This is a genomic window from Allobosea sp. GW821-FHT09G06 (assembly GCF_059416005.1).
This window is the reverse complement of sequence record NZ_JBWKOI010000001.1, coordinates 1,332,679-1,345,613: the sequence shown is the minus strand read 5'-3', so window position 1 is coordinate 1,345,613 and position 12,935 is coordinate 1,332,679. Positions and strand designations below refer to the sequence as shown.

Annotated in this window: 12 protein-coding genes; 7 read left to right on the top strand and 5 right to left on the bottom strand. The window is 69.8% G+C overall.

Annotated features, from left to right (window positions below; translation table 11 throughout):
• The first annotated feature begins 251 nt into the window (after positions 1–251).
• From AC07NY_RS06525 to hemF, 3 genes are all read left to right on the top strand, one after another.
• Positions 252–842: a hypothetical protein gene (locus AC07NY_RS06525; RefSeq protein WP_494582638.1), complete on the top strand. Its 591-nt coding sequence runs from the start codon at positions 252–254 to the stop codon at positions 840–842.
• A 141-nt stretch (positions 843–983) separates the two neighbouring features.
• Positions 984–1,481 carry a tRNA (cytidine(34)-2'-O)-methyltransferase gene (locus AC07NY_RS06520; RefSeq protein WP_494582636.1) on the top strand — a complete coding sequence of 166 codons (498 nt, stop codon included), beginning with the start codon at positions 984–986 and terminating at the stop codon, positions 1,479–1,481.
• Complete coding sequence (gene hemF, locus AC07NY_RS06515) at positions 1,459–2,385, top strand: oxygen-dependent coproporphyrinogen oxidase (RefSeq protein ID WP_494582634.1); 927 nt, start codon at positions 1,459–1,461, stop codon at positions 2,383–2,385. Before AC07NY_RS06520 ends, hemF begins: the two co-directional genes overlap by 23 nt.
• On the opposite strand, the gene AC07NY_RS06510 is transcribed toward hemF, so the two are convergent.
• The 4 genes from AC07NY_RS06510 to AC07NY_RS06495 form a co-directional block, all read right to left on the bottom strand.
• Entirely contained in the window at positions 2,382–3,620 is a 1,239-nt protein-coding gene (locus AC07NY_RS06510) for a CCA tRNA nucleotidyltransferase (protein ID WP_494582632.1), read from the bottom strand. The genes hemF and AC07NY_RS06510 overlap by 4 nt on opposite strands.
• Positions 3,617–3,874, bottom strand: coding sequence for a DUF6111 family protein (locus tag AC07NY_RS06505; RefSeq protein WP_492284854.1), 258 nt, complete (start codon positions 3,872–3,874; stop codon positions 3,617–3,619). Before AC07NY_RS06505 ends, AC07NY_RS06510 begins: the two co-directional genes overlap by 4 nt.
• Before the next feature lie 99 nt (positions 3,875–3,973).
• Positions 3,974–4,627 (bottom strand): CoA pyrophosphatase, encoded by a 654-nt coding sequence (locus tag AC07NY_RS06500; protein ID WP_494582630.1) that lies wholly within the window; start codon positions 4,625–4,627, stop codon positions 3,974–3,976.
• A 5-nt stretch (positions 4,628–4,632) separates the two neighbouring features.
• Positions 4,633–5,214, bottom strand: a complete 582-nt coding sequence (locus AC07NY_RS06495; protein WP_494582628.1) for a DUF1285 domain-containing protein — start codon at positions 5,212–5,214, stop codon at positions 4,633–4,635.
• Between the two features lie 204 nt (positions 5,215–5,418).
• Between AC07NY_RS06495 and AC07NY_RS06490 the strand changes: the two genes are divergently transcribed.
• The 4 genes from AC07NY_RS06490 to AC07NY_RS06475 are packed head-to-tail and all read left to right on the top strand — an operon-like array spanning position 5,419 to position 12,297.
• Positions 5,419–6,441: an AAA family ATPase gene (locus AC07NY_RS06490; protein WP_492284857.1), complete on the top strand. Its 1,023-nt coding sequence runs from the start codon at positions 5,419–5,421 to the stop codon at positions 6,439–6,441.
• Between the two features lie 4 nt (positions 6,442–6,445).
• Complete coding sequence (locus tag AC07NY_RS06485; protein ID WP_494582626.1) at positions 6,446–7,363, top strand: DUF58 domain-containing protein; 918 nt, start codon at positions 6,446–6,448, stop codon at positions 7,361–7,363.
• 12 nt (positions 7,364–7,375) lie between these two features.
• On the top strand, positions 7,376–10,204 hold the full coding sequence (locus AC07NY_RS06480; RefSeq protein ID WP_494582624.1) for a DUF4159 domain-containing protein: 2,829 nt from the start codon (positions 7,376–7,378) through the stop codon (positions 10,202–10,204).
• 2 nt (positions 10,205–10,206) lie between these two features.
• Entirely contained in the window at positions 10,207–12,297 is a 2,091-nt protein-coding gene (locus AC07NY_RS06475; RefSeq protein ID WP_494582622.1) for a hypothetical protein, read from the top strand.
• Here the strand turns inward: AC07NY_RS06475 and AC07NY_RS06470 are convergent.
• Positions 12,281–12,796, bottom strand: coding sequence for a GNAT family N-acetyltransferase (locus AC07NY_RS06470; RefSeq protein ID WP_494582620.1), 516 nt, complete (start codon positions 12,794–12,796; stop codon positions 12,281–12,283). The genes AC07NY_RS06475 and AC07NY_RS06470 overlap by 17 nt on opposite strands.
• Between the last annotated feature and the right edge of the window lie 139 nt (positions 12,797–12,935).

Here is a 12,935-nt window from a genome sequence, read left to right as displayed (position 1 = left end):
TTCAGACTCTAAAGATCAAATAATCATAAAATCATCACGACGACGTATAGCGCCCGATATCCTTCAGAATCATTCCAAAGGAACCCGAAAGCAACGAGCCCTGTTCTCGATGGCGTAGACTAACCGCCAAGGAGAGAGCCATGCGGCTGCGAATACTCGGCGCGTTGAGCGCCTGCACACTTCTCGCTGCTTGCAACAGCGTAGCTGAATATACCTCGTTCGATGGATGCGACGGCCTGCGCGGTGCAGCCATGAGCAAATGCCTCAAGCTCGCCGCATCCTATAACCCCACGGTGAGCTCGCGCGGCGCGATGACGGGGCCTGGTTCGAGCATCAATCCGGGAAGCCCTGGTGGCCCGGGCACGCCCGGCAACCCGAGCAATCCGAACAACCCCGGCGGTCCCGGCTCCCCCGGTGGCGGAACCTCGGGGGGCATTCTCGCCCTGGGGCTCGGCCTGGGCGCCAATGGCGGCGGGCTCGGCGCCAATGCCGGAGCCAATGCCGGGTTGGGCTCGGGCGGTCTTGGTGTCGGAGCCGGCGCGAATGCCGGTTCCGGTGGTAGCGGCGTCGGCGCGGCCGCAGGAGCCGGTGCCGGCAATGGCGGCATCGGTGCCGGAGTGGGCGCCGGTGTAGGCAATGCCAGCACGGGCGGCGTTGGCGCCGGAGCCGGTGCCGGAATCGGCAGCGGCGGCATCGGGGCCGGCCTTGGTGCCGGGCTCGGCGACGCCACGGGCGGCCTGGGGGCAGCGGCAGGCGTTGGCATCGGCGGTGACGGGGTCGGGGTCGGCGCGGGCGTCGGCAACTCCTCGGGCGGCCTCGGAGTCGGTGTCGGCCTCAACTGATCCGCAGAACCACGGAATCGGGAGCGCTCGTCGGCGGCAAGCCGTAAAGCCCTCCCGGTTCAACGCCGGCCGGCGAGCGCGAGCAAGCGAACCCATCTGCCGGCCTTGACGTCTTGCAGCGCGACCCGTCATCACCCCGGCATGCTTCGTCTCGCCCTTTTCCAGCCGGACATCCCGCAGAACACCGGGACGATGATCCGCATGGCCGCCTGCCTCGGCCTCGCCGTCGATATCGTCGAGCCGGCCGCCTTCGACGTGTCGGACCGGCATTTCCGCCGCTCCGGCATGGACTATCTCGAACGCGCCGCCGTTGCCCGGCACGATTCCTTTACGGCCTTCGACCAGTGGCGGCGCGAGCATGGCCATCGCCTCATCCTTGCCGAGACCGACGGCGCGATCCCGCTTCCGGATTTCCACTTCCAGCCCGGCGACATCGTCCTGCTCGGGCGCGAATCGGCTGGCGTGACGGCCGAGGCCCGCGCGGCGGCGGACACCAGCCTCCACATTCCCATGCGCGCGGGTTTGCGCTCGCTCAATGTCGCACTGGCGGCAGCAATGGTAATGGGCGAGGCATTGCGACAGACAGGCGGCTTCCCGGGCCGCGATGGAACAGACGATGACCACCTCGAAACCCGTTGAATCCCCGCCCGCCGATCCGGTTGTCGTCGAAGCGCTGAAGCCGCGCGCGGCCGCCTGGTTCGAAAGCCTGCGCGATCGCATCTGCGCCGCCTTCGAGGCGGTCGAGGACGAGGCCACCGGCCCCTTCCCGCCCGAGTCGGAGGCGGCCGGGCGCTTCGTCCGCACGCCCTGGCAGCGCACCAATCATGACGGCGCGCCCGGCGGCGGCGGCGTCATGTCGATCATGAAGGGCCGCGTCTTCGAGAAGGTCGGCGTCCATGTCTCGACGGTGCATGGCAGCTTCCACCCCGATTTCGCGGTGCAGATTCCGGGCGCAGCGCAAGATCCGCGCTTCCATGCCACCGGCATCTCGCTGATCGCCCATCCCTGGAACCCGCACGCGCCGACCGTGCACATGAACACGCGCTTCGTCGTCACCACGAAGCCCTGGTTCGGCGGCGGCGCCGATTTGACGCCGGTACTCGACGCACGCCGCGATCAGGACGACCCCGACGCGCGCGATTTCCACGCGGCGATGCGCCGGCCCTGCGATGATCACCCGGCGGTGGCGGATTACTCGCGCTTCAAGACCTGGTGCGACGAATATTTCTTCCTGAAGCACCGCAACGAGCCGCGCGGCATCGGCGGCATCTTCTACGACTATGTCTGGACCGGCGATATCGAGGCCGATCTCGCCTTCACCCGCGCCGTCGGCGAGGCCTTCCTCGGCAGCTATCCCGACATCCTGCGCCGCAATATCGGCAAGCCCTGGAGCGAGGCCGAGCGCCACGAACAGCAGGTCCGGCGCGGCCGCTATGTCGAGTTCAACCTGCTCTACGACCGCGGCACGATCTTTGGCCTGAAGACCGGCGGCAATGTCGATTCCATCCTGTCCTCGATGCCGCCGACGGTGCGCTGGCCTTAAGGCCACGCTTGCCCGACCGCTTGGTCGAGCAACGCGAACTGAGCCTCAGCCGAAGCCGGGGAACCGGCTTCGATCCAGCCTCGTCGGGCCGCCTCGAGGGCCCGCCCGACGCTCGGTCCGGGCGCGATACCGCGCCCGATGACATCCTTCCCCGTCGGAAGGAAGGGCGGCGTCCGGCCGAGCTCGGCAATGAGCCGCTGCACACCGTCCCTGTCCTCACCCTCTGCCGACGCATTGAGCAGGACGAGCGCCGCAGCGGCCGCGTCGTTCCCGGCGTCATAGGCGACATGGCGAAGCGCCGCGATGCCGGGCAGATCCGCTCGGCCGCCCAGAGCTTCCAGAGCCCGTGCGATCCGCTCGATCCGGTCGAACTCCTCGTTCGAAAGCCGCAACCGTTCGCGCAGGCGCAACGCGTCCTCGCCAACGGCAACCGCCAGCGCCGCCAGCCGAAACGCTGGGTGAACACCCGCGCCGTCATCTCCCGCGATCGCGGCGAAGCGCGAAAGATGCGGCACGCCGCCGATCACCGGCATCAATAAACCCGCGCCGGCCATAGCGCCGATCGTCGCGACAACGCCGGGCGCCACCAGCAGCTTCAGCAATTCCGCCCGCACCCGTTCGCGCGACAATCCGGCGAGCCCCTCGCGGCCGGCAATGCAGGCGCTCAAGCCCTCGGCATCAGGCGCGCCGGCGCCATAGCGGGCATGAAAGCGGAAGAAGCGCAGGATGCGCAGGTAGTCCTCGCGGATTCGGGCCGCGGCATCGCCGATGAAGCGCACGCGTCGCTGTGCGAGATCGTCGAGCCCGCCGCAATAATCATGGAGCGTGCCGTCCCGGCCGAGCCCGAGCGCATTGATGGTGAAGTCGCGGCGCAGCGCGTCCGCCACGAAATCGCGGCCGAACACGACCTTGGCCCGGCGCCCATCGGTCTCGACGTCGCGCCGCAGCGTCGTCACCTCGAAGCTCACGCCCTCGCCGACGAGCGTGACCGTGCCATGCTCGATCCCGGTCGGCACCGCCTTGAAGCCGGCCGCCTTGCCGCGCCGCATCGTCTCCTGCGGCAAGGCGGTGGTCGCAAGGTCGATATCGCTCGCAGGCTCGCCGAGCAGGAGATTGCGCACCGCGCCGCCGACGACCCGGGTTTCCTCGCCGTCACCGTCGAGCGCCGACAGCAGCCGCGCAAGAACCGGGTGGGCCAGGAAGCGCGCGATCTCGCCGGCACGGTGCCCGCTCATTTGAAGCGGCCGGGCACCAGCACCCCATTCTCCATATGCGGCGGCTCGTAGGCGCCCTTGCTCCGTGGCGCGATCAAGCCGCCATAGACCAGCACGGCGATGGCCAGCAGGAAGCCCACGACCGCCAGGCGGAAGACATGCGGGCTCCAGTGCTCGACATCGAAGGGGTTGCGCCGCTTGATGACGAGATAGCCTGCGAAGATGCAGAAGGGCAGGACGAAGAGCAGAACCTCTTCGATGATCGCGCGCAGCATCGCTTCGTTATTCCCGGGCGCGTCGTCCGCGCAGACACAAGTTTACATCGCCGCATCGGATTCGTCCGAAAAGTGCATTCCACTTCTCGATCCGATGCTCTAGCCCGCCAGCCGCTCATAGAGATTGCGGATCATGCCGGCGGTCGCGCCCCAGATATAGCGACCCTCGAACGGCATCGCATAGTAGGTGCGGAAATGCCCCTTCCATTCGATGCCCTCGCGCTTGTGGTTGGCGGGATCGAGCAGGAAGGAGAGCGGCGTCTCGAAGGCCTCGTCGACCTCATTATGGTTGATCGTCAGCGAGAAGGGCGGTTCGACCAGCGCCACCACCGGCACGATCCGATAGCCGGTGCCGGTGAGATAGGCGTCGAGGAAGCCGAGCGTGCGAATATGCGAGCGCGACAGGCCGATCTCCTCCTCGGTCTCGCGCAAAGCCGTGACGACCGGCGAGCCGTCGATGGCATCGACCCGCCCGCCAGGAAACGCGACCTGCGCCGAATGATTGCGGAGCGCCGCGGCCCGCTGCGTCAGCAGCACGGTCGGCCCCTCGGGGCGCGGCACGATGCCGATCAGCACGGCAGCCGGGACAGCGCGCTTCTCATCGGGGATCGGCACGGATGCCGCCTGATGCTCATGGTCGCCGCGCGGCCGGCTGATGACATCGCCCAGTAGGGGCGGCTCGGCCCGCAGCCGCTCACGCGCCAGCGCCGCAAAACCCTCGCTGCTCAGGTTGAGGGCGGTTTCCGATCTCATCAATGCTAGATGCCCTCGATCTCGCTCGCCGGCACCGCCGGATAGAATCGTCCTGCCGAGGCGACTCCGAACATGGCCGCGCCTTCGACATCCTTTACTTCGCCGAGCGCCAGCAGGTCATAGGTCAGCGCCCGCGTCAGCCGAGCCCAGAGGCCGCGCCGGACATGGACATAAGGTGTCAGCCCGTCCTGTGCAGCCCGCACGAAACGCAAGCCATGGTCCGGCCCGACGCAGACGAGATCGTCGACCTGCGTCCGGAACGCGAGCGTCCGAGCGTCGCCCTCGCCATCGACCTGCATCTCGACGGCCTGGAACGGCGCGTCGTCGACGGTGATCCCGACCTTCTCGACCGGGGTCACGAGAAAGTAATCGTCGCCCTCGCGCTTCAGCACCGAGGAGAACAGCTTCACCAGCGCCGGCCGGCCGATCGGCGTACCCATGTAGAACCAGGTGCCGTCGGCAGCGATGCGCATGTCGAGATCCCCGCAGAAAGGCGGGTTCCAGCGCTCCACTGGCGGCAGGCCGCGCGCCTTGCCGCCGCCGAGCGAGGCCATCAGGCGCTCCATCGCATTGCCCGGTCCGGTCATCGGAAGGCCAATCCCCACTTGCTGCGGCATCGTGCTTGCATCGCGTTTCCGCCTTGAACTCCACATAATCGTGAAGCCGAGTTGATGTGTACCATTCCATTCGGCGCTTGAGCCGCCGTGATGGCCCGTCCACACTGAACGGCCGAACGCATCGACGGTTCGCATGGCGGCGCAACGGCCCGCGACAGAGTGAAGGAGACCGACATGGCGGCGCAAGTCCGGGCAAACGAGAGCACTTCGCCGATCGACCTCGACACAGGCATCGTCGAGGCGGCCGAAGCCGCGCTCGGTGCCATCGGCGCGGCGCGCAAGGAGATCGGCCAGGTCATCTTCGGCCAGCAGAAGGTCGTCGATCTCTCGCTGGTGACGCTGCTCTCCGGTGGCCACGGCTTGCTCGTCGGCGTTCCCGGTCTCGCCAAGACCAAGCTCGTCGAGGCGATGGGCACCGTGCTCGGCCTCGCGGCCCGCCGTGTCCAGTTCACGCCCGACCTGATGCCCTCCGACATCCTCGGCTCCGAGGTTCTCGACGAATCGAGCGACGGCAAGCGTCATTTCCGCTTCATCAAGGGCCCGGTCTTCGCCCAGTTGCTGATGGCGGACGAGATCAACCGCGCCTCGCCGCGCACCCAGTCGGCCCTGCTCCAGGCGATGCAGGAGCACCATGTCACGGTCGCCGGCGAGCGCTATGACCTGCCCGCCCCCTTCCACGTGCTGGCGACGCAGAATCCGATCGAACAGGAGGGCACCTATCCGCTGCCCGAAGCCCAGCTCGACCGCTTCCTGCTCGAGATCGATGTCGGCTACCCCGACCGCGAGGCCGAACGTCGTATCCTGCTGGAGACGACCGGCGCCGCCGAATACAAGCCCTCCCCGGCGATGACCTCCGAGACGCTGATGTCGATCCAGCGCCTCGTCCGCCGCCTGCCGGTCGGCGACGCCGTGGTCGAGGCGATCCTCGATCTCGTCCGCTCCGCCCGCCCCGGCGAAGGCGAGGCTTCGGTCACCGACAAGCTCTCCTGGGGTCCGGGCCCCCGCGCGAGCCAGTCGCTGACGCTGGCGGTGCGTGCCCGCGCCCTCGTCGAGGGCCGGCTTGCTCCCTCGGTCGACGATGTCGCGGCCCTTGCCATTCCCGTGCTGAAGCACCGCGTCGCGCTGACCTTCGCCGCGCGCGCCGATGGCGAGACGGTCGAGGGCCTGATCGGCAAGCTCGTGGAACGGCTGGGATAGGCCGATGTTGCGCACGCGCGTCCTGGGTCCTGGCGAAAGGCGGCCGTCGCGGCCGGTCCTCACGGAATCTCTCGACCTTGCCGCGCGCCTACCGCGCCTGATCCTGGAGGCGCGCCGCGTCTCCGCCAGCATCCACGGTATCCATGGCCGGCGCCGCTCCGGGCCGGGCGAGACTTTCTGGCAATATCGCCCGCTGGTCGCCGGCGAATCGGCCTCGCGGATCGACTGGCGCCGCTCCGCCCGCGACGGCCATCTCTTCGTCCGCGAGCGCGAATGGGAAGCCTCGCATTCGATCTGGCTCTGGATCGACCGCTCGCCCTCGATGGGCTTCGCCTCGTCGCTGGCGATGACCTCGAAGCTCGATCGTGCACTCGTCGCCGGTTTTGCGCTGGCCGAGACGATGGTCGAAGGCGGCGAACGCGTCGGCCATCTCGGGTTGACCCGCGCATTGGCCTCGCGCCGCATCGTCGAGATGCTGGCGCAGGCGATCCTCGCGGACGAGCGCAACGCCTCCTCCGACCTGCCGCCGGAAGCGCCGCTGCCCCGATTGGCCGACGCGATCATCATCACCGATGGGCTCTCGCCCGCCTCGGCGCTCGCCCAGCGGATCGCCACGCTCGCCTCGTCGGGCGCGCGCGGCCATGTCCTGCTGATCGCCGATCCGATCGAGGAAACCTTCCCCTTCAGCGGCCAGGCCGAATTGTTCGACCTGGAGGACGGGCTCACCCTGCGCGTCGGCGATGCCGGCGCCTGGGGCGATGAGTACCGCCAGCGCCTCGCCGCCCATCGCGAGGCCATCGCGGAAGCCTGCCGCAAGGCCGGCTGGACCTTGACGCTGCATCGCACCGACCGGCCGGCCAGCGAAGCGGTGCTGCGCATCGCGAGCCTCGTCGCCGCCTCGCGCAGCGCCTCGGGCTTCTGAGGGGAAACGCCGATGCTCAGCGCCCTGCCCTTCAGCTTTACCGCCCCGCTCGCTCTCGCCGCGCTCGCCTTGCTGCCGGCGCTCTGGCTGATCCTGCGCGTCACGCCGCCGCGCCCGCGCCGCATCGATTTCCCGCCGCTCAAGATCATGGCGGACCTGATCGCCAAGCGCGAAACCCCGGCCCATACGCCCTGGTGGCTGCTCGCCTTGCGCATGGCGGTCGCAGCGCTCGCCATCCTCGCCGTCGCCGGCCCGGTCTGGAATCCCGTGCGGGATGCCGCCCCTTCGCGCGGCCCGGTCCTGCTCCTGATCGATAACGGCTTCGGCGCCGCCACCGACTGGGCCGAGCGCGTCTCGGTGGCCGAATCGCGCATCGCCGCCGCGACCCGCGAGGGCCGCCCTGTCGCCGTGCTCGGCCTCGCCGAAGCACCAGCTGCCATCGCGCTGGCCGAGCCTCGGATCGCGCTCGACCGGTTGCGCGCGCTTCCGCTCCAGCCGCATGCGCCGGATCGTTCCGCGCATCTCCAGCGCATCGAGGCCTTCCTGCAAGGCTCTCCCTCGGCCGAGATCGTCTGGGTTGCCGATGGGCTCGCCGTCTCCGACGATGGCAGCTTCCTCGCGCGTTTGAAGCAGGACGCCGAGGCCCGCCGCCTCGCTGTTCATGCCGCCCCGGCCGCGCAGCTCGCGCTCTCCGCGCCCGAGAATCTCGCCGGTGCCCTGACGGTCAAGGTGCTGCGCCCGACCCCAAGCGCCGCCGCGACGGGTCAGGTCCGCGCGCTTGATCTCAAAGGCCTGCCGCTCGGCAACGCGCCCTTCATCTTCGAGGGCAACAATCTCGAAACCGCCGCCCGCCTGACCTTGCCGATCGAGGTCCGCAACGCCGTCTCGCGGCTGGAGATCGTCGGCGAGCGCAGCGCCGGTGCCGTGGCGCTGCTCGACGACCGGGCCAAGCGCCGCCGCATCGGCCTGGTCTCCGGCGCGACCGCCGATACCGCGCAGCCGCTGCTGTCGCCGACCTATTACCTCTCCCGCGCCCTCCAGCCCTTCGCCGAGATTCGCGAGCCGCGGCAGGGTTCGACCGATCCGATCGGCGAGTTGCTGGCGCAGAATCTCTCTGTGCTCGTTCTCGCCGATATCGGCGCGCTCGATCGCGAGACGGCCGAGAAGGTCACGAGCTTCGTCGAGCGCGGCGGCGTGCTGCTGCGCTTCGCCGGGGCTCGCCTCGCCGCCGCTTCCGACGACCTGACGCCGGTGCGCCTGCGCCGTGGCGGCCGCACGCTCGGCGGCGGCCTGTCCTGGGAGAGCCCGCGCAAGCTCGCGCCCTTCACCCGCGAAAGCCCCTTCTTCGGCCTGACCATCAGCGACGACATCCGCGTCAGCCGCCAGATCCTGGCCGAGCCGGAGCCCAACCTCTCGCGCAAGACCTGGGCGGCGCTGGAGGACGGCACGCCGGTCGTCACCGGCGAGCGGCGCGGCGACGGCCTCATCGCCATGGTCCATGTCACCGCCGACACCACCTGGTCGAACCTTCCGCTCTCGGGCCTCTTCGTCGACATGCTCCGCAAGATCGTCAATCTCGCCGGGAACGGCCCCGCCGCAGTCGAGGCACAAGCCGACGACGCGCGCGTCGAGACCCTCTCGCCGACCCGCGTGCTCGACGGTATCGGCCAGTTCCGCTCGGCCCCCGCGACCGCCCAGCCGGTGGCGCGCAACTATGCCGGCCGCGCGACGCTCGCCCACCCCCCCGGTCTCTACGGCCCGACCGACGGCTCGCTCGCGGTGAATGCGCTGACGCCGGCCGACACGCTCGCAGCGCTCGACCTCGCCAGCCTCGGCGTCGCCGTGCTGCCGATCGACGAGCCGGTGGCGCGCGACATCCGCCCGCTGCTCCTCGTCCTCGCGCTACTCCTGCTCGTCGCCGACACGCTGGCGACGCTCTGGCTCGGCGGGCGCCTCAGCTTCGCCCGCCTGCGCAAGGTCGCCGCGCCGGCCGCGATCCTGCTCGCGCTCGGCGCCTCCTTTGCGCTGGCGCCCGATACCGCCCACGCCCAGCAGCCCGCCCCGAACGCGCAGGCCGATACCCGCCCGCCGATCCCGCGCGCCCTGCTTGCCAATGGCGCGCAGACGCGGCTCGCCTATGTCGTCACCGGCGAGACATCCGTCGATAACATGTCGAAGGCCGGGCTCCTCGGCCTCAACATGGTGCTCGGCGCCCGCACGGCGCTGGAGCCGGGCGAGCCGGTCGGCGTCAGCGTCGAGCGCGACGAACTCGCCTTCTTCCCGGTGCTGTACTGGCCCATCGTCGCCGGCCGGCCGTTGCCTTCGGCCGAGACGCTGCGCAAGCTCGAAGCCTATATGAAAGGCGGCGGGCTCGTGATCTTCGACACCCGCGACGCGATGAGCGCCCGGCCCGGCGGGGGCACCACGCCCGAGGGCGACCAGCTCAAGCGCATGCTGCAGACGCTCGACATCCCCGAGCTGGAGCCGCTGCCGCGCGACCACGTCCTGACCAAGACCTTCTACATCCTCGACGAGCTCGTCGGCCGTTACGACACCGGCACGACCTGGGTCGAGACCCTGCCGCCGGCCGACAGTGACGGGCGCCGCCCGGCACGCGCGGGCGATAATGTCTCGCCGATCATCATCACCGCCAACGACCTCGCCGCCGCTTGGGCGATCGATCGTCGCGGCGAAGGGCTGGTGCCGCTCTCCGGCGGCGATCCCCGCCAGCGCGAGATGGCGCTGCGCGCCGGCGTCAATCTCGTCATGTACGCGCTCACCGGCAACTATAAGGCCGATCAGGTCCATGTTCCGGCCCTGCTCGAGCGGTTGGGACAATAGCCATGTGGAGCGTCTCCCTCGCCCCGATGGTTCCGCTACCGCTGCTGATCGGCCTCGCCGTGCTCGCGGCTTTGGCCGCTGGCGCCGCGATCGTGCTCGCTGGTCGCAGCGCCATCCTGCGCGCGCTCGCCCTCGTCGTGCTGACGGCGGCGCTGGCCGATCCCTCGCTCGTCTTCGAGGATCGCGAGCCGGTCAAGGACGTCGTCTCCGTCGTGGTCGACCGCTCGGCCTCGAACCGCCTTGCCGACCGCGCGGCCCAGACCGATGCCGCCGTCGCGGAGATCGAGCGGCAATTGCGCGGCATCCCCAATGTCGAGCCGCGCATCGTCGAGCTGCGCGACGCGCAAGGGACGAATGACGGCACCCGCCTGTTCGAGGCCCTGTCGTCGAGCCTTGCCGACGTGCCCTCCGAGCGCGTCGCCGGCGCGATCGCGATCACCGACGGTCTCGCCCATGACGCGCCCGCCACGGCCGAGGCCCTTGGCCTGCGCGCCCCGCTGCATGTCCTGACCACCGGCCGCAATGCCGAGATCGACCGGCGCATCGTGCTGGTCGATTCGCCGCGCTTCGGGATCGTCGGCAAGGACCAGATCATCCGCCTGCGCGTCGTCGACAAGGGCGGCCCCGGCCGCGCCGGCCTGACCATCCGCCGCGACGGCGAGATCATCGCCCGCCGCGAGGTCGCAACCGGCCAGACCGTTCAGGTCCCCGTCCGCATCGACCGGGGCGGACCGAACGTTGTCGAGATCGAGGCTCAAGCGATCGACAACGAACTGACGCTGGCGAACAACCGCGCCGTCATCACCATCGAGGGCGTGCGCGACAAGCTCCGCGTTCTGCTGGTCTCGGGCGAGCCGCATCCGGGCGAGCGCACCTGGCGCAACCTGCTCAAGGCCGACGCCAATGTCGATCTCGTGCATTTCACCATCCTGCGCCCGCCGGAGAAGCAGGACGGCACGCCGATCAACGAGCTCTCGCTGATCGCCTTCCCGACGCGCGAGCTGTTTCAGGTCAAGATCAAGGAATTCGACCTGATCATCTTCGACCGCTACGCCAACCAGTCGATCCTGCCGCTGCTCTATTTCGAGAACATCGTGCGCTATGTCCGCGACGGCGGCGCGCTGCTCGTCGCGGCCGGTCCCGAGTACGCGGGCTCGCAGACGTTGGCGCGCACGCCGCTCGGCCAGATCCTGCCCGCCCTGCCCGATGGCAGCGTCATCGACGAGGCCTATCGGGCCACGGTCAGCGAGCCCGGCAAGCGCCACCCCGTCACCCGCGACCTACCGGGCTCGGAGGTCTCGCCGCCGCGCTGGGGCGAATGGCTGCGCATGGTCGGCGCCCAGGCGCGGGCCGGCGGCGCCCCCGTCATGACCGGCCCCGGCGACCGCCCGCTCTTGATGCTGGCGCGCGAGCAGAAGGGCCGCGTCGCGCTTTTCCTCTCCGACCATGCCTGGCTCTGGGCCCGCGGCTTCCGCGACGGCGGCCCCTATCTCGACCTGCTGCGCCGCCTCAGCCACTGGCTGATGAAGGAGCCGGAGCTTGAGGAGGAGGCGCTGCGCGCGACCGTCCGCGGCGCCACCGTCGAGGTCGAGCGCCAGACGCTGCGCGACAATCCCGGCCCGATCACCATCACCGGCCCCGATGGCCAGTCGCGTACCGTCACGCTGGAACCCGGCCGCCCCGGCCTATTCACCGCCCGCATCCCGACCAGCGATCTCGGCCTCTACCGTCTGACCTCCGACAATCTCACCGCCTTTGCCAGCGTCGGGCCGGAGAACCCGCGCGAGCTGATGGAGGTGGTCAGCGATCCCGGCGCACTCCAGCAATTGGCGCAGGCGACCGGCGGCTCCTCGCGCCGCATCGGCCGCGAGAGCGGCTCGGCCGTCAACCTGCCGCGCATCGTGCCGGTGCGCTCGGGCAGCCAGTTCGCCGGCAATGACTGGATCGGCCTGAGGATCAGCGATTCCGGCATCGTGCGCGGCGTGCGCATCTCGCCGCTCTTCATCGGATTGCTCGGCCTGGCCGTGCTGTTCGGCGCGCTCGTCGCCGGCTGGCTCGGCGAGAGCGGCAGGCGCCTCAGGCGTCAGAGCTGAAGCGCATCGAGGTCACCGCCCCGCTGCGCTGCTTCAGCACGCCCTCGACGAGCTCCAGCGCCAGGAAGCGCGCCGGATCGGCCGGGCCCGGCAGCACGAGCTGGCCTGGCGGCAGCACCTTGAAGCCGAAGCGAGCATAATAGGGCGCGTCCCCGATAAGCAGGATCAGGTCGTGCCCGGTCTCGCGCGCGGCCTCGATCGAGCGGTTCATCAGCGCGGCGCCGATACCCCGGCCCTCGAAGGCGGGGTCGACGGTCAGCGGGCCCAGCATCAGCGCCTTGTGCCCGCCGGCCAGCACCGCCGTCACCTTCACCGAGCCGACGAGGAAGGTGCCGACATGGGCGGCGAAGGACAGGGCATGATCGGGCGGCACGCCCTCGCGCAGCCGGAAGGCGGTGCGGGCGAAGCGGCCGGGGCCGAAGGCGCGCTCATGCAGGCGCTCGATCGCGGCGGCGTCCACGGGCAGTTCGTGGCGGATGGTCAGAGGCAGGGATGTCATGATGATCGACGTGTAGCGCGGGAGGCGGATCGGCTGAGCGAGGGCAGGCGTGTGCGGGCGCATGACCGGAAGGGCGCATTCAGCGCGCCGGTCGTCGCAGGTCTCGCAGGCTCAGTCGGATCATCATGGAAGCGCCTCT

Coding starts and splice junctions, on each gene's coding strand:
- AC07NY_RS06500 (WP_494582630.1), bottom strand. CDS start 4,627: ATGAGATCGGAAACCGCCCTCAACCTGAGCAGCGAGGGTTTTGCGGCG.
- AC07NY_RS06520 (WP_494582636.1), top strand. CDS start 984: ATGCTTCGTCTCGCCCTTTTCCAGCCGGACATCCCGCAGAACACCGGG.
- AC07NY_RS06475 (WP_494582622.1), top strand. CDS start 10,207: ATGTGGAGCGTCTCCCTCGCCCCGATGGTTCCGCTACCGCTGCTGATC.
- AC07NY_RS06470 (WP_494582620.1), bottom strand. CDS start 12,796: ATGACATCCCTGCCTCTGACCATCCGCCACGAACTGCCCGTGGACGCC.
- AC07NY_RS06490 (WP_492284857.1), top strand. CDS start 5,419: ATGGCGGCGCAAGTCCGGGCAAACGAGAGCACTTCGCCGATCGACCTC.
- AC07NY_RS06505 (WP_492284854.1), bottom strand. CDS start 3,874: ATGCTGCGCGCGATCATCGAAGAGGTTCTGCTCTTCGTCCTGCCCTTC.
- hemF (WP_494582634.1), top strand. CDS start 1,459: ATGACCACCTCGAAACCCGTTGAATCCCCGCCCGCCGATCCGGTTGTC.
- AC07NY_RS06485 (WP_494582626.1), top strand. CDS start 6,446: ATGTTGCGCACGCGCGTCCTGGGTCCTGGCGAAAGGCGGCCGTCGCGG.
- AC07NY_RS06480 (WP_494582624.1), top strand. CDS start 7,376: ATGCTCAGCGCCCTGCCCTTCAGCTTTACCGCCCCGCTCGCTCTCGCC.
- AC07NY_RS06510 (WP_494582632.1), bottom strand. CDS start 3,620: ATGAGCGGGCACCGTGCCGGCGAGATCGCGCGCTTCCTGGCCCACCCG.
- AC07NY_RS06495 (WP_494582628.1), bottom strand. CDS start 5,214: ATGACCGGACCGGGCAATGCGATGGAGCGCCTGATGGCCTCGCTCGGC.
- AC07NY_RS06525 (WP_494582638.1), top strand. CDS start 252: ATGAGCAAATGCCTCAAGCTCGCCGCATCCTATAACCCCACGGTGAGC.